The sequence below is a fragment of the Streptomyces sp. NBC_01244 genome, from assembly GCF_035987325.1.
Classification (GTDB): Bacteria; Actinomycetota; Actinomycetes; order Streptomycetales; family Streptomycetaceae; genus Streptomyces.
Genome location: NZ_CP108488.1, coordinates 5,904,601 through 5,919,235, shown reverse-complemented (window position 1 = coordinate 5,919,235; position 14,635 = coordinate 5,904,601). Strand labels below are relative to the sequence as shown.

General features: G+C 72.2%; 14 protein-coding genes. 7 read left to right on the top strand and 7 right to left on the bottom strand.

The annotated features are described in order from the left end of the window. Positions 1 to 382: 382 nt before the first annotated feature. From OG247_RS26855 to OG247_RS26840, 4 genes are all read right to left on the bottom strand, one after another. Positions 383 to 1,501: a GGDEF domain-containing protein gene (locus OG247_RS26855; protein ID WP_327254621.1), complete on the bottom strand. Its 1,119-nt coding sequence runs from the start codon at positions 1,499 to 1,501 to the stop codon at positions 383 to 385. 122 nt (positions 1,502 to 1,623) lie between these two features. After that, positions 1,624 to 2,391, bottom strand: a complete 768-nt coding sequence (locus tag OG247_RS26850; protein WP_327257636.1) for an enoyl-CoA hydratase/isomerase family protein — start codon at positions 2,389 to 2,391, stop codon at positions 1,624 to 1,626. Between the two features lie 39 nt (positions 2,392 to 2,430). Then, the gene (locus OG247_RS26845; protein ID WP_442813414.1) at positions 2,431 to 3,654 is read right to left on the bottom strand and encodes an adenylate/guanylate cyclase domain-containing protein; all 1,224 of its coding nucleotides are present in this window, start codon (positions 3,652 to 3,654) and stop codon (positions 2,431 to 2,433) included. A 118-nt stretch (positions 3,655 to 3,772) separates the two neighbouring features. Beyond that, entirely contained in the window at positions 3,773 to 4,651 is an 879-nt protein-coding gene (locus OG247_RS26840) for a biotin--[acetyl-CoA-carboxylase] ligase (RefSeq protein ID WP_327254619.1), read from the bottom strand. A gap of 131 nt (positions 4,652 to 4,782) precedes the next feature. Between OG247_RS26840 and OG247_RS26835 the strand changes: the two genes are divergently transcribed. The 4 genes from OG247_RS26835 (at position 4,783) to OG247_RS26820 (ending at position 7,533) form a co-directional block, all read left to right on the top strand. Continuing rightward, a complete protein-coding gene (locus OG247_RS26835) occupies positions 4,783 to 6,378 on the top strand; it encodes an acyl-CoA carboxylase subunit beta (RefSeq protein WP_327254618.1) in 1,596 nt (531 codons plus the stop codon). Positions 6,379 to 6,405: 27 nt separating this feature from the next. After that, entirely contained in the window at positions 6,406 to 6,615 is a 210-nt protein-coding gene (locus tag OG247_RS26830) for an acyl-CoA carboxylase subunit epsilon (RefSeq protein ID WP_327254617.1), read from the top strand. Positions 6,616 to 6,709: 94 nt separating this feature from the next. Beyond that, complete coding sequence (gene mmpB, locus OG247_RS26825; protein WP_279346700.1) at positions 6,710 to 6,844, top strand: morphogenic membrane protein MmpB; 135 nt, start codon at positions 6,710 to 6,712, stop codon at positions 6,842 to 6,844. Positions 6,845 to 6,924: 80 nt separating this feature from the next. Then, on the top strand, positions 6,925 to 7,533 hold the full coding sequence (locus OG247_RS26820; RefSeq protein ID WP_327254616.1) for a Maf family protein: 609 nt from the start codon (positions 6,925 to 6,927) through the stop codon (positions 7,531 to 7,533). Here OG247_RS26820 and OG247_RS26815 read toward each other — a convergent pair. Continuing rightward, entirely contained in the window at positions 7,514 to 8,068 is a 555-nt protein-coding gene (locus OG247_RS26815; protein ID WP_327254615.1) for a hypothetical protein, read from the bottom strand. The genes OG247_RS26820 and OG247_RS26815 overlap by 20 nt on opposite strands. A 442-nt stretch (positions 8,069 to 8,510) precedes the next feature. Between OG247_RS26815 and OG247_RS26810 the strand changes: the two genes are divergently transcribed. Further along, on the top strand, positions 8,511 to 10,265 hold the full coding sequence (locus OG247_RS26810) for an acetyl/propionyl/methylcrotonyl-CoA carboxylase subunit alpha (protein ID WP_327254614.1): 1,755 nt from the start codon (positions 8,511 to 8,513) through the stop codon (positions 10,263 to 10,265). A gap of 103 nt (positions 10,266 to 10,368) precedes the next feature. Here OG247_RS26810 and OG247_RS26805 read toward each other — a convergent pair whose 3' ends face one another. Further along, positions 10,369 to 11,328 (bottom strand): DeoR/GlpR family DNA-binding transcription regulator, encoded by a 960-nt coding sequence (locus OG247_RS26805; protein ID WP_327254613.1) that lies wholly within the window; start codon positions 11,326 to 11,328, stop codon positions 10,369 to 10,371. A 175-nt stretch (positions 11,329 to 11,503) separates the two neighbouring features. Beyond that, positions 11,504 to 12,943 carry an NAD(P)H-quinone dehydrogenase gene (locus OG247_RS26800; RefSeq protein ID WP_327254612.1) on the bottom strand — a complete coding sequence of 480 codons (1,440 nt, stop codon included), beginning with the start codon at positions 12,941 to 12,943 and terminating at the stop codon, positions 11,504 to 11,506. A gap of 198 nt (positions 12,944 to 13,141) precedes the next feature. On the opposite strand from OG247_RS26800, the gene OG247_RS26795 reads away from it, so the two are divergent. Together OG247_RS26795 and OG247_RS26790 are read left to right on the top strand one after the other, a co-directional pair. Then, positions 13,142 to 13,579 carry a gamma-glutamylcyclotransferase gene (locus tag OG247_RS26795; protein WP_327254611.1) on the top strand — a complete coding sequence of 146 codons (438 nt, stop codon included), beginning with the start codon at positions 13,142 to 13,144 and terminating at the stop codon, positions 13,577 to 13,579. Positions 13,580 to 13,760: 181 nt separating this feature from the next. After that, complete coding sequence (locus OG247_RS26790; RefSeq protein WP_266905195.1) at positions 13,761 to 14,567, top strand: purine-nucleoside phosphorylase; 807 nt, start codon at positions 13,761 to 13,763, stop codon at positions 14,565 to 14,567. Positions 14,568 to 14,635 lie beyond the last annotated feature (68 nt).

Genomic DNA, 14,635 nt, shown 5'->3' with positions numbered 1-14,635 from the left:
CGGCGCCTGAGGACCGGGCTCAGCCCCTCCAGCCGTCCGGCGCTTGAGGACCGGGGTCTGGGGCAGAGCCCCAAGGGGGTCCGGGCGCAGCCCGGCCACCCCCTCCAGCCCGTCCGGCGCTTGAGGACCGGGGTCCGGGCAGCGCCCGGGGAACGGGGGAAGGGCGGGTAGGGGACTTCGCCCCGCGCAGCGGAACACCCGCACCCGCAGTCGGGCCCGCGGCCCGCCGGGGCGGGGCAGCCGCCGCGAGGCCGGCCGGAGCGTCGGCAGCCGAGCGGGAGCCCGCCCGCCGCCGGGACGGCTCCCATCACCCGGGCGGGACATACCCCAGGCGGGGGGCAGCGCCCCAGACGGGCATCGCGGCCGGCCCGCCGGGCCACCGCTAGGCCCGGCCCCGGAACCGCCGCCGCTCCCCCGGCCCCCCGGGCTCCGCGTCGGCGAGCCGGACCACCGCCGTGTCCCGCCCCGCCACCACCGGCTTCGCCGACCGCGCCGCCTTCGCCTTGTACTGCGCCGCGTCCGCCAGCCGGAACAACCGCCGCGAGGATTTCACCGGCCCGATCGGGTCCCCCGTGGACGCGACCCCGCAGGCGACCCCCTCGCCCAGCTCCAGCTCGGCGGCCCGCAGGCACACCTCCTCGGTGACCCGTACCACCTCGTCCGCCGAAGGCCCCACGCTGACCAGGCAGAACTCGTCCCCGCCCAGCCTCGCGACCAGCGCGCCGGGCAGTATCGCCCCGCACAGGCTGAGCACGGAGCCGAACCGTTCCAGCAGCCGGTCGCCCATCGCGTGGCCCAGGGTGTCGTTGACCTTCTTCAGTCCGTTCAAGTCACAGACGACCAGGCTCACCACGACGTCGGCCCCACCCCTGCGGTGCTCCTCCAGTGCCTCGTCGAGCCGCATGTCCACGGCCCGCCGGTTGGCCAGCCCGGTCAGCGGGTCGGTGAAGGCGAGCCGCCGGGCCTCCTCCAGCCGGTCGCTCTGCGCCAGCCCGGCCGCGATCACCGCCGCGAGCACGGTCGCGAACTCCGCGTCGTCCTCGTCGAAGTCCGCCATGCCCTCGTCCCGGGCGACGTACAGCTCGCCCCAGGCCCGCCCGCTCAGCACGATCGGGGCGACGACACAGGTACCGCGTCCGCGCCGCCGCAGCGCCTCGCCCCTGCGGCCCGGCCGGTCCCCGACCGCGCTGTCCACCCAGGCGTGGGGACCGCCCCCGCCGACCCAGCGCTCGTGCAGGAACTCCGTGATCTCGGGGAAATCGTGCACGGGGTACGACTCGTCCTCGGGGAACTCCTCCTCCCCGTCCCTGCGCTCCCCCTCGTTCACGAGCACCCGCAGGCGCCCCCGCTCCCGCTCCCACGCGGAGATCGCGGCGAACGACCCGTCCATCGCCAGCCTCGCCCCGCGCGCGGCGGCCCGCACACTGTCCCGCGGCGCGCACGCGGCCGCCATGGCCTGCGCGAGGCCCACAACGGCTCGAAGCCGCCCGTCAACACCCATCACCCCAGGTTAGGGAGTTTTGTCCGATTTAGTGATAATTGGCGCGACATTCGGTGGCACCAAGATCACACGCGGTCACGATCGGGGGCCGGACGGACACACTCCGACGCCCCGCCTCCGCCTCACACCCCGGGCCACTGCGGCTTCCGCTTCTCGTTGAACGCGGCCACACCCTCGGCCCGGTCGCCCGAGAAGGCCACCGTCCGCCACGCCGCGTCCTCGATCTCCAGCCCGGCCGTCAGGTCCATGCCGTGCCCGAGCCGCAGCGCCCGCTTCGCGGCCCGCAGCCCGACCGGGGAGTTCGCCGCCATCGCCGCGGCCATCGCCAGGGCGGCCTCGCGGTCCGACCCCGCCGGCACCACCGAGTCCACCAGCCCCAGGTCCAGCGCCTCCGCCGCCTCCACCCGCCGCGCGGTGAAGATCAGCTCCGCGGCCCGCGCCGCCCCCACCCGCCGGGGCAGCAGCTGCGTGCCGCCGCCGCCCGGGATCACCCCCACCGACACCTCGGGCAGCCCGACGACGGCCGTCTCGTCGGCCACGATGACATCGCAGGCGAGGGCCAACTCGAAGCCGCCGCCCAGCGCGAACCCGTGCACCGCCGCGATCACCGGCATCGGAAGCTCCAGCACTCCCCCGTACGCGCCCCGCGTGGTCGGCCGCTGCCGCAGCAGCTCGGCGTCCGAGAAGGAGTTGCGCTCCTTGAGGTCCGCGCCCACGCAGAACGCCCTCTCGGCGGTCGAGGAGAGCACGACGACCCGTACCGACGCGTCCGCGGCCAGCTCCGCACACGCGGCGCCGATGCCCCGCGCCATCTCGGTCGACACGGCGTTCATCGCCTTGGGCCGATCGAGCACCAGCTCGGCGACGCCGCCCTCATGCCTGCGCACCATCACGAATTCGGACACGGCGACCCTCCCGGTTAACGAACGTTATCCGGGGATCTTAGGGGTCCGGCGCGTCAGCGACCAGGGCTCCACGACGCCCAGGCCGCGCACCGGGCGCTGGAACATCGGCTGGAGTGCGAAGCGGTAGGAGCCGCCGCCCTCCTCGTTCTCCGCTTCCTTCTCCGAGACCGGCGCCGCGCCCGTGCGGCCCAGTTCCTGGGCCATCGCGCCGTCCACCAGGACCGCGTCCTTCGGCGCTATCGAGGTCAGCCTCGAGGCCAGGTTCACGGTGGTCCCGAAGACGTCGCCCATCCGGGTGGTCACCGTCCCGAAGGCGATGCCCACGCGCAGCTCCGGCATCTGCGGGTCGGATTCCATCGTCTCGATCAGCCGCAGCGCGATCTCCGCCGCCGTCGCCGCGTCGTCGGCGCAGTACAGCACCTCGTCGCCCAGCGTCTTGATCAGCCGGCCGCCGTGCGCCGCCACCAGGTCCGCCGAGGTCGTCTCGAAGGACTCGACCAGCTCGCCGAGCTCCTCCTCCTCCAGCCGCCGCGTCAGGCGCGTGAAGCCCACCAGGTCGGCGAAGCCCACCGCGAGGCGCCGGTCGACCATCTCCTCGTCGTCCGCCACCTGCACGACCCGCCCGGTCGCGGCCGCGAGCTGGCGCCGCCACACGTAGACGAGGAACTCCTCCAGCTCCGGCAGCAACAGCTCGACCAGCGGGTACGTGACCTCCGTACGGGTCATCCCCGGCTCCGGCGGCTCCGTCAGGCCCTCCAGGAAGGAATCGATCTGCCACTCCGCGAGCCGGGCCGTGGTCTGCCCGGTGGACCGCGCCACCTGGACCGCCATCGGCTCGCTCAGCAGCCCGGCCTCGACGAGGCCGGCGAGCCGGCGCAGCGCCAGTACGTCGGCCTCCGTCAGGGCCCTGGCCTGGCCGATGTCCGCGAAGCCCATCGCCCGCCAGAAGCGGGAGGCGAGCTCCATCGAGACCCCGGCGCTACGGGCCGCCTGGAAGGGGGTGTACCGGCGCTCGGCGCCCAGGATCAGCTGCTCCAGGCGGATGGCGAGCGGGTCGGCCGTCGGCTGCGCCGTGTGGTCGACCTCGTGGTGGGGAGTGTGCCGCTCGCGCCCGATCGGGGTGGCGTGGACTCCGGAACCGCCGGAGGCGCCCGAGCCGCCGGAGCCGCCCGCACCGCCCGTCGCCGTTCCGGGGGCGGGCGCGCTGGACCGAGGGTCGTCGACGGTCAAGGGCCGCCTCCTGTCCATTGCCGTGCGCACTGCCGAACCGGGTGATCACCGCGAGGACCGGGATCGCCTAAACCATACGGCAGGTGTGCCGTAGCTCACTCCCCTACTCCGTCACCCGGGGCGGGCCCCCCGCGGGCTACCGCACGGACCGCAGATGGACGACGTCCCCTGCCCCCACGGCCTCGTGCTTGTCCTCCGCCGTCCGTACGACGAGCCGTCCATCGGCGTCCACCGCTTCGGCCGTCCCGGTGAGGGTGCGCCCGCCGGGCAGCTCCGCCCGCACGTGCTTGCCGAGGGTCGCGCAGCCCGCCGCGTACGTCTCCTGCAGACCGCTGGCCGCCGGATCGCCGCCGGCCGCGCGCCAGTTTCCGTACCACTGCTCCAGGGAGCGCAGTACGGCCCTGAGCAGCGGGTCCCGGTCGGTGACGGTGGCCTTGGCCAGGAACAGCGACCCGGCGGTGTCCACCGGCAGCTCGGCGTCGGTCAGCGTCACGTTGAGGCCGATCCCGACGACGACCCCGTCGCCCACGCGCTCGGCGAGGATCCCGCCGGTCTTGCGCTCCTCCCCGTCCACGGTGACCAGCAGGTCGTTGGGCCACTTGAGGGCGGTGTCCACGCCGGCGGCGCGCGAGAGCCCGGTGGCGGCGGCCACCCCGGCCAGCAGCGTCAGCCAGCCCCACCGCTCCTGCGGCACCGAGGGCCCGGGCTTGAGGAGTACGGAGAAGAACAGTCCGGACCGCGCGGGCGCGACCCAGCTCCGGTCGAGCCTGCCCCGTCCGGCGGTCTGCTCCTCGGCGACGAGCACGGCCCCCTCGGGCAGCTTCGCGGCCCGCGCGGCGAGATCGCTGTTGGTGGACCCGGTGGAGCCCACCACCTCCAGCGAGCTCCACAGCCCGTCACCGGTCACGAGGGCCCGCTGCAGCGCGGCAACGTTCAAGGGCGGCCGGTCCAGACTCGACCAACGGCCCGCGGGAGCTCCGTTCGAAGCCCCGCCTGATGCATCTGATGGCGTCATGCAAGCCAGATTAGGTGTGTCAAACGCCGCACCGCCGAGCGCCATGCCCGCCGATACGCTACGCACCAGTAGCTAGTAGGAACCAAGTAAGTCACCAGGCAGTTGACACCACGCAGGGAGCCGCGACCCCGATGTCACAACCGTCAGAGCCGATCGACATGCACACCACCGCGGGGAAGATCGCGGATCTGCAGCGCCGCGTCGAGGAAGCCACACACGCCGGGTCCGGGCGGGCGGTGGAAAAGCAGCACGCCAAGGGCAAGCTGACGGCGCGTGAGCGGGTGGCCCTGCTGCTGGACGAGGGGTCCTTCGTCGAGCTGGACGAGTTCGCCCGGCACCGGTCGACGAACTTCGGGCTGGAGAAGACCCGCCCGTACGGCGACGGCGTCGTCACCGGCTACGGCACCGTCGACGGGCGCCCCGTCGCCCTGTTCTCGCAGGACTTCACCGTCTTCGGCGGGGCCCTCGGCGAGGTCTACGGCCAGAAGATCATGAAGGTGATGGACTTCGCGCTGAAGACCGGCTGCCCGCTGATCGGCATCAACGACTCCGGCGGCGCCCGCATCCAGGAGGGCGTCAGCGCGCTCGGCATGTACGGCGAGATCTTCCGCCGCAACGTCCACGCCTCCGGGGTGATCCCGCAGATCAGCCTGGTCGTCGGCCCGTGCGCAGGCGGCGCCGTGTACTCCCCGGCCATCACCGACTTCACGGTCATGGTCGACCAGACCTCGCACATGTTCATCACCGGCCCGGACGTCATCAAGACCGTCACCGGCGAGGACGTCGGCTTCGAGGAGCTGGGCGGGGCGCGCACGCACAACAGCACGTCCGGCGTCGCGCACCACATGGCGGGTGACGAGAAGGACGCCATCGAGTACGTGAAGTCGCTGCTGTCCTACCTCCCGTCGAACAACCTCTCCGAGCCCCCGGCCTTCCCCGAGGAAGCCGACACCGAGGTCTCCGAGACCGACCGCGAGCTCGACGTCCTGATCCCGGACAGCGCGAACCAGCCGTACGACATGCACAAGGTAATCGAGCACGTGCTCGACGACGCGGAGTTCCTGGAGACCCAGTCGCTCTTCGCGCCGAACATCCTCACCGGCTTCGGCCGCGTCGAGGGGCACCCGGTCGGGGTCGTCGCCAACCAGCCGATGCAGTTCGCCGGCTGTCTGGACATCGACGCCTCCGAGAAGGCGGCCCGGTTCGTCCGGACCTGCGACGCCTTCAACATCCCGGTGCTGACCTTCGTCGACGTGCCGGGCTTCCTGCCGGGCACCGACCAGGAGTACAACGGAATCATCCGGCGCGGCGCCAAGCTGATCTACGCGTACGCCGAGGCGACCGTCCCCCTGATCACCGTCATCACCCGCAAGGCCTTCGGCGGTGCCTACGACGTGATGGGCTCCAAGCACCTGGGCGCCGACCTCAACCTCGCCTGGCCGACGGCGCAGATCGCCGTCATGGGCGCGCAGGGAGCGGTCAACATCCTGCACCGCCGCGCGATCGCCGAAGCGGAGGAGGCCGGCACCGCCGAGGAGACCCGGGCGCGGCTCATCACCGAGTACGAGGACGCGCTGCTCAACCCGTACACGGCCGCCGAGCGCGGCTACGTCGACGCGGTGACCATGCCGTCGGAGACCCGGGCGCACATCGTGAAGGGGCTGCGGCAGCTGCGCACCAAGCGGGAGTCCCTGCCCCCGAAGAAGCACGGCAACATCCCCCTCTAGGACGCTAGGACGCTAGGAGGCAGTCCCGTGGTGATCAAGGTCGTCAAGGGGAACCCGACCCCGGAGGAGCTGGCCGCCGCACTGGCGGTGGTCCGAGCGCGCGCGGCGGCCCTCGCGTCGGAGCCGTCGGGCGCGGAGCGGGTGGCCGACGCGTGGTCGGCGCCGGGCCGGGTGGCCCGCCGCACCCTGCCGCACCCCGGACCGGGCGCGTGGGGCCGTACGTACTGGCCCGCGTAGCCGCCGGACGCGAGTGAAGATGGCGTGAACTGCCCGTGGCGCCTGAGTACCCGTACTCAGGCGCCACGGGCGTGCTCGGGGACAGGATCGGAGCATGCTCTGGTCAGACCCGAAGAACGAGCCGCCGAAGGACATGCGCGACGCCGCGGCGATGGTCCGGCGGATGACGGTGATCGTCGTCATCGCGATGGTCGTCGTGGTGTACGTGCTGGGCGTGGGCGGTTTCTAGGGCCGCACGCCGCCCCCAAGCCGCCCACAGGCCGCCCGAACCCGCCGGGGCCCGTACCGGGCGCCCCTACGATGGCAGGCATGACTGCTGCCCCCCGCCACGCCCTCGTCCTCGCCTCCGCTTCGCCCGCCCGGCTGAACCTGCTGCGGCAGGCCGGGCTCGCCCCGCACGTGATCGTGAGCGGGTTCGACGAGGACGCCCTCACCGCCGACTCCCCCGCCGAGCTGGCCCTCGCGCTGGCCGAGGCGAAGGCCGCCGTCGTGGCGGCCCTGGACGAGGCCGCGGGCGCGCTGGTGATCGGCTGCGACTCGGTACTGGAGCTGGACGGCGAGGCGCTGGGCAAGCCGGCGGACGCCGAGGAGGCCACGGCCCGCTGGAAGTCGATGCGCGGGCGCGCCGGGGTGCTGCGCACCGGGCACTGCGTGATCGACACGGCGAGCGGCCGCCGGGTTTCGGCCACGGCGTCGACGACGGTCCGCTTCGGCGAGCCCACGGACGCGGAGGTGGCGGCGTACGTGGCGAGCGGGGAACCCCTGCACGTGGCGGGGGCGTTCACCCTGGACGGCCTGTCGGCCCCCTTCATCGAGGGCATCGACGGGGATCACGGCAATGTGATCGGGATCTCCATGCCGCTGCTGCGCTCACTGCTGGGCGAACTGGACGTGTCCATCACGGACTTGTGGGCTTGACGTCCCCGAGCTTGCCGAAGTCCCCGAAGTCCGCGAGCGGGTGGCCCGGCGGCGCGTCCCGGATCTCGGGCCGGTCGTCCGGGGCGCCCGGGCCGCCGAGGCCGTCCCAGGGGCCGGTGGAGCCCTCCGCGGGGCCGCCGTCGCCGGCCCCGCCCACGCCCTTGGCCGCGTAGAGCGTCAGGCTCAGCACCAGCAGGCACAGGATCAGCATCATCACCGCGAAGGCGCCCCAGCCCACCAGGCCGACGACGAGGGCGCCGAGCAGTCCGTGGGTGACGGCGGCGCTGATCAGGAGCACGCGCGCGAAGGCGCCCAGGGCCTGGTCGCGGGCCGCGGCGAAGAGCAGGGACAGCGCGCAGGCCAGCAGGAACACGGCCATGCCGGCGCCCAGCGCATAGGTTGCCTTGGACATGACATCCGGATCGGCGCCCGCGATGGACATGGACTGGTTCTCGGTGGTCCGGCCCAGGACGAGGTGGACGAAGCCGAGTACCGCCGCCTCCACGACGAGTACGACCGCGGTCACTCCGGCCACGGATCTCCGCAGCACCACTCCACCCACACCACTCACACCAGCCACGACGCCCCCACCCCGCATGCACAAGCCCGTTCGACGCCTGGAGGCTACTAACGGGTAAACCTTCGGACAAGGGGCCGGGGCCTCTTCGTTACGGTCGGTGCGCCGTACCGGGCCCACCCCGGTGCCGACGCCGCGCCCGTGCAAGGAATGCATGGGCCGTTCGTAGGGATTCGACAAAGAATCACCCCGGCCCGCTGACCCGGCGAACAGAGACCCCGGACACACGGCAGGGTTACTGTGCAGTCGGGGATCCCCCTGACATGGGGCGCCACAAGGGTTCTTTCGACTCGAGGTCGACTCGGATAACAGTCCGTGTGGGCAAGGTCACCACTGGGGAAGGGTCGAAAGGCCGTGTGGGCTGTCCCTAAACTCAGCTTGTTTCAAGGAGGGAGCCATCGTGCGCAAGGTGCTCATCGCCAACCGTGGCGAAATCGCAGTCCGCGTTGCTCGGGCCTGCCGGGATGCCGGGATCGCGAGCGTAGCCGTCTACGCCGATCCGGACCGGGACGCTCTGCACGTCCGCGCGGCCGACGAAGCTTTCGCGTTGGGCGGTGACACCCCGGCCGCGAGTTACTTGGACATGTCCAAGATCCTTCAGGCCGCAGCCGATTCCGGTGCGGACGCCATCCATCCCGGATACGGCTTCCTCTCCGAGAACGCCGAATTCGCGCAGGCCGTCATCGACGCGGGCCTGACCTGGATCGGCCCGCCGCCGCAGGCCATCCGCGACCTCGGCGACAAGGTCGCCGCCCGCCACATCGCGCTGCGCGCCGGCGCGCCGCTCGTGGCCGGCACGCCCGACCCGGTCTCCGGTTCGGACGAGGTCGTCGACTTCGCCAAGGAGCACGGCCTGCCGATCGCGATCAAGGCCGCCTTCGGCGGCGGCGGTCGCGGCCTGAAGGTCGCCCGGACCCTCGAAGAGGTTCCGGAGCTCTACGACTCCGCCGTCCGCGAGGCCGTCGCCGCCTTCGGCCGCGGCGAGTGCTTCGTCGAGCAGTACCTCGACAAGCCGCGGCACGTGGAGACCCAGTGCCTGGCCGACTCCCACGGCAACGTGGTCGTCGTGTCCACCCGTGACTGCTCGCTGCAGCGGCGCCACCAGAAGCTGGTCGAGGAGGCCCCGGCGCCGTTCCTGACCGAGGCCCAGAACGCCGAGCTGTACGCCGCGTCGAAGGCGATCCTGAAGGAAGCCGGCTACGTCGGCGCCGGCACGGTCGAGTTCCTCGTCTCCGCCGACGGCCTGATCTCCTTCCTGGAGGTCAACACCCGCCTGCAGGTCGAGCACCCGGTCACCGAAGAGGTCACCGGCATCGACCTGGTCCGCGAGATGTTCCGCATCGCCGACGGCGAGGAGCTCGGCTACGGGGACCCGGTCCTGCGCGGTCACTCCTTCGAGTTCCGCATCAACGGCGAGGACCCGGGCCGCGGCTTCCTGCCGGCTCCGGGCACCGTCACCAAGTTCGCCGCGCCGACCGGTCCGGGCGTCCGCCTCGACGCGGGCGTCGAGTCCGGCTCGGTCATCGGCCCCGCCTGGGACTCCCTGCTCGCCAAGCTCATCGTTACGGGTGCCACGCGCGAGCAGGCCCTGCAGCGGGCGGCGCGCGCGCTGGCCGAGTTCGAGGTGGAGGGCATGGCCACGGCCATCCCGTTCCACCGCGCGGTCGTCGTCGACCCCGCCTTCACGGCCGACCCGTTCACGATCCACACCCGCTGGATCGAGACCGAGTTCGTCAACGAGATCCCGGCGTTCGTGGTTCCCGCCGCGGACGACTCCGAGGACGAGCCGGGCCGCGAGACCGTGGTCGTCGAGGTCGGCGGCAAGCGCCTGGAGGTCTCCCTCCCGTCCTCGCTGGGCATGACCCTGGCCCGTACGGCCGCCGCGGGCGGCGCGAAGCCCAAGCGCCGCGCCGCCAAGAAGTCCGGCCCGGCCGCTTCCGGCGACACGCTGGCCTCGCCCATGCAGGGCACGATCGTGAAGGTCGCGGTCGAGGAGGGCCAGCAGGTCAACGAGGGCGACCTGATCGTGGTCCTCGAAGCCATGAAGATGGAACAGCCGCTGAACGCGCACCGCTCGGGCACGATCGTGGGCCTCGCGGCAGAGGTCGGCGCGTCGCTCACCTCGGGCGCGGCCATCTGCGAGATCAAGGACTGACGTCCCGCACGCAAACGCCGGCGGGGCTGGATTCATCCAGCCCCGCCGGCGTTTGAGGCGCAGGGGTCCGGGGACCGGTCCCCTGCAACGGCGCGGCACCCGCCTAACGGCGCCGCATGTCCGCGACCCGCGCCCGCTCGCTCGCCTGCTGCTCGTGCAACGGCGGCCCCGCGCTACGGAGCTGCGCCGTCGGCCCGCCCCGCCGCTGGACCGGCAGCGGGGACTCCCGGCGCGGACGCCGCCCGGCCATCCCCTCTCCGGACCCACCGCCGGAGGCACCCGCGGCCCCGGCCACGGTGATCTGCACGCCCTGGTCCGCCAGTGCCTGCAGCTCCGTACCGGCCCGGTCGTCGTGCGGCGGCGGCTCGTCCGTCACCAGACGGGTGATCACATCGGTGGGCACGGTCTGGAACATGGTGTCCGTCCCGAGCTTCGTGTGGTCGGCCAGGACCACCACCTCCGCCGCGGCCTGCACCAGCGCCCGGTCCACGCTCGCGGAGAGCATGTTGGAGGTGGACAGCCCGCGCTCGGCGGTGAGACCACTGCCGGACAGGAAGGCCCGCGAGACCCGCAGCCCCTGGAGGGACTGCTCGGCACCGCTTCCGACCAGCGCGTAGTTGGAGCCGCGCAGGGTTCCGCCCGTCATCACCACCTCCACCCGGTTCGCATGGGCCAGCGCCTGTGCGACGAGCAGCGAGTTGGTGACGACGGTGAGTCCGGGCACCCTGGCGAGCCGGCGGGCCAGCTCCTGGGTGGTGGTGCCCGCGCCGACGACCACGGCCTCGCCTTCTTCGACGAGTCCGGCCGCGACATCGGCGATGGCGGTCTTCTCCGCCGTCGCGAGATGGGACTTTTGCGGAAAGCCGGATTCTCGCGTGAAACCGCCCGGCAGTACCGCACCGCCGTGCCGGCGGTCGAGGAGTCCTTCTGCCTCCAGTGCCCGCACGTCCCGCCGTACGGTCACTTCGGAGGTCTGGACGACGCGGGCGAGCTCCCGGAGCGATACCGCTCCGTTGGCCCGCACCATTTCGAGGATCAATTGGCGACGTTCTGCAGCGAACACGAAACTGACAGTAACCCCAACGACCATCTGCTTTCAGCTCTTTGCGCCGGAATTCCGAAGTTGTCCATACCGTGGGGCAACTAGTGGTATACGCCGCCGGCCCGCCGCGCACCTGCTCCGCGACGGGCCGACCACCCGCTCCAAAGCCCTTGCGCACAAGGGCCGTTATCGGTACTTACGCCTCGCCGGAGGACTTCCGCGTGTGCAGCTGGCGGGCGACCTCGGCGATCGAACCGGACAGCGAGGGGTACACGGTGAACGCGTTTGCGATCTGCTCGACCGTCAGGTTGTTGTCGACGGCGATCGAGATCGGGTGGATGAGCTCGCTCGCGCGCGGGGAGACGACCACGCCGCCCACGACGATCCCGGTGCCGGGACGGCAGAACAGCTTCACGAAGCCGTCCCGGATGCCCTGCATCTTGGCGCGCGGGTTGCGCAGCAGCGGGAGCTTCACGCAGCGGGCGTCGATCTTGCCGGAGTCCACGTCGGCCTGGGTGTAGCCGACGGTGGCGATCTCGGGGTCGGTGAACACGTTCGAGGAGACCGTCTTCAGGTTCAGCGGGGCCACCGCGTCGCCGAGGAAGTGGTACATCGCGATGCGCCCCTGCATGGCGGCCACCGAGGCCAGGGCGAAGATCCCGGTCACGTCTCCGGCCGCGTACACGCCGGGCGAGGAGGTGCGGGAGACCTTGTCGGTCCAGATGTGCCCGGACTCCTTGAGCTTGACCCCGGACTCCTCCAGGTTCATGTTGCTCGTGTTCGGGATCGCGCCGACCGCCATCAGGCAGTGCGTACCGCTGATGACCCGGCCGTCGGAGAGGGTGACCTCGACCCGGTCGCCCACCCGCTTGGCGGACTCGGCGCGGGAGCGGCCGATGACGTTCATGCCGCGGCGCCGGAAGACGTCCTCCAGCACGGCGGCGGCGTCCGGGTCCTCGCCGGGGAGCACGCGGTCGCGGGAGGACACGAGGGTCACCCGGGAGCCGAGGGCCTGGTACGCGCCGGCGAACTCGGCGCCGGTCACGCCGGAGCCGACCACGATGAGCTCCTCGGGGAGCTCTTCGAGGTCGTAGACCTGGGTCCAGTTCAGGATCCGCTCGCCGTCGGGCATGGCGTCGGGGATCTCGCGGGGGTGCCCGCCGGTCGCGATGAGCACGGCGTCGGCGGTGAGGATCGTCTCCGAGCCGTCGGCGGCGGTGACGATGACGTCCCGCGTGCCGTCGATGCCCTGCGGGCCGCCGAGCTTGGCGCGGCCCCGTACGACCCGGGCGCCGGCCCGGGTGACGGACGCGGTGATGTCGTGGGACTGGGCGAGCGCCAGGCGCTTGACGCGCCGGTTCACCTTGCCGAGGTCCACGCCGACGACGCGCGCGGCCTGCTCGATGTGCGGGGTGTCGTCCGCGACGACGATGCCGAGCTCCTCGTACGACGAGTCGAAGGTCGTCATGACCTCGGCGGTCGCGATGAGAGTCTTGGAGGGCACGCAGTCGGTGAGCACCGACGCGCCGCCCAGGCCGTCGCAGTCCACGACGGTCACCTCCGCGCCGAGCTGGGCCCCCACGAGGGCCGCCTCATACCCGCCGGGTCCGCCGCCGATGATCACGATCCGGGTCACGAAAACTCCGCCTCACGTCTACCCGGCCGGCTGCCGCCCCGGCCGGGGCTTCCGGGGGGTGTCCCCGGGGGATGCATTCCGTACGTCATTGTCCCGCACGCATCAAGGTGCTTCACGCCCGGTCCCACCATCCGGGACGCAGGGCCCGTACGCGGCCGGGAGCGCAGCCGGGGCCGCCCCTCCCGTACCCTCGACCTCATGTCGCTCTACGCCGCGTACGCCGGCAACCTCGACCCGCGGCTGATGACGCGCCGCGCTCCGCATTCGCCGCTGCGCGGCACGGGCTGGATCAACGACTGGCGGCTGACTTTCGGCGGCGAGCAGATGGGCTGGGAGGGCGCGCTGGCGACGATCGTCGAAGCGCCGCGCCACCAGGTCTTCGTCGCGCTGTACGACGTGGCCCCGCTCGACGAGGATTCCCTGGACCGGTGGGAAGGCGTCGGGCTCGACATCTACCGCCGCATGCGGGTGCGCGTGCACACCCTGGACGGCGAGGAAGCGGCCTGGGTGTACGTCCTGAACGGCTACGAGGGCGGCCTGCCCTCGGCCCGCTACCTGGGCGAACTCGCCGACGCGGCCGAATCCGCGGGCGCCCCGCACGACTACGTGATGGAACTGCGCAAGCGCCCCTGCTGAGCTCAGGCCGAATCCAGCCTCGCCGGCGTTTGAGGCGCGGGGTCCGGGGCGGAGCCCCGGCAACGGCGCCGCACCGTCCACCCCGACGGGGACAATTCGTCGGAAACGACAAGGCAACGATCCGAACACCGTGAGCTGCGCCATCTACGCGCGTAGGCGAAGAGCGGCTACGCTCTTCCGCGTGAACGCATCTGTTACCGACCCCTTCGCCGCCGCCGACGCCGCCGCCGCCCGCCTGCGCGAGCTGACCGGCGCCGAGACCCACGATGTCGCCCTCGTGATGGGCTCCGGCTGGGCCCCCGCCGCAGAGGCGCTCGGCGCGCCCGAGGCCGAGTTCCCGGTCACCGAGCTGCCCGGCTTCCCGCCCCCCGCCGTCGAGGGCCACGGCGGCAAGATCCGCTCGTACAAGATCGGCGAGAAGCGCGCCCTGCTCTTCCTCGGCCGGACCCACTACTACGAGGGCCGCGGCGTCGCCGCCGTCGCCCACGGCGTGCGCACGGCCGTCGCCGCCGGCTGCAAGACCATCGTCCTGACCAACGGCTGCGGCGGTCTGCGCGAGGGCATGAAGCCCGGCCAGCCCGTCCTGATCAGCGACCACCTCAACCTCACGGCCACCTCGCCGATCGTCGGCGCGAACTTCGTGGACCTGACCGACCTGTACTCGCCGCGTCTGCGCGCGATGTGCAAGGAGATCGACGAGACCCTCGAAGAGGGCGTCTACGTGCAGTTCCCCGGCCCGCACTACGAGACCCCGGCCGAGATCAACATGATCCGCGTCATGGGCGCCGACCTGGTCGGCATGTCCACCGTGCTGGAGGCCATCGCCGCCCGTGAGGCCGGCGCCGAGGTGCTCGGCATCTCGCTGGTCACCAACCTGGCGGCGGGCCTCTCCGGCGAGCCGCTGAACCACGAAGAGGTGCTCCAGGCCGGCCGCGACTCGGCCGCGCGCATGGGCAAGCTGCTGACCCAGGTCCTCGCCCGGATCTGAACGACGAACCGGACGGCCGCGACCGGGCGACCGGACGAACCGGACGACCGACCGTACGAGAGGTAAGG

Bases quoted from the DNA above. Each gene is read 5' to 3' on its own strand.
- OG247_RS26840 (WP_327254619.1), bottom strand. From the start codon at position 4,651: ATGACGCCATCAGATGCATCAGGCGGGGCTTCGAACGGAGCTCCCGCG.
- OG247_RS26845 (WP_442813414.1), bottom strand. From the start codon at position 3,654: ATGGACAGGAGGCGGCCCTTGACCGTCGACGACCCTCGGTCCAGCGCG.
- OG247_RS26855 (WP_327254621.1), bottom strand. From the start codon at position 1,501: ATGGGTGTTGACGGGCGGCTTCGAGCCGTTGTGGGCCTCGCGCAGGCC.
- OG247_RS26820 (WP_327254616.1), top strand. From the start codon at position 6,925: ATGACTGCTGCCCCCCGCCACGCCCTCGTCCTCGCCTCCGCTTCGCCC.
- mmpB (WP_279346700.1), top strand. From the start codon at position 6,710: ATGCTCTGGTCAGACCCGAAGAACGAGCCGCCGAAGGACATGCGCGAC.
- OG247_RS26835 (WP_327254618.1), top strand. From the start codon at position 4,783: ATGTCACAACCGTCAGAGCCGATCGACATGCACACCACCGCGGGGAAG.
- OG247_RS26850 (WP_327257636.1), bottom strand. From the start codon at position 2,391: ATGGTGCGCAGGCATGAGGGCGGCGTCGCCGAGCTGGTGCTCGATCGG.
- OG247_RS26795 (WP_327254611.1), top strand. From the start codon at position 13,142: ATGTCGCTCTACGCCGCGTACGCCGGCAACCTCGACCCGCGGCTGATG.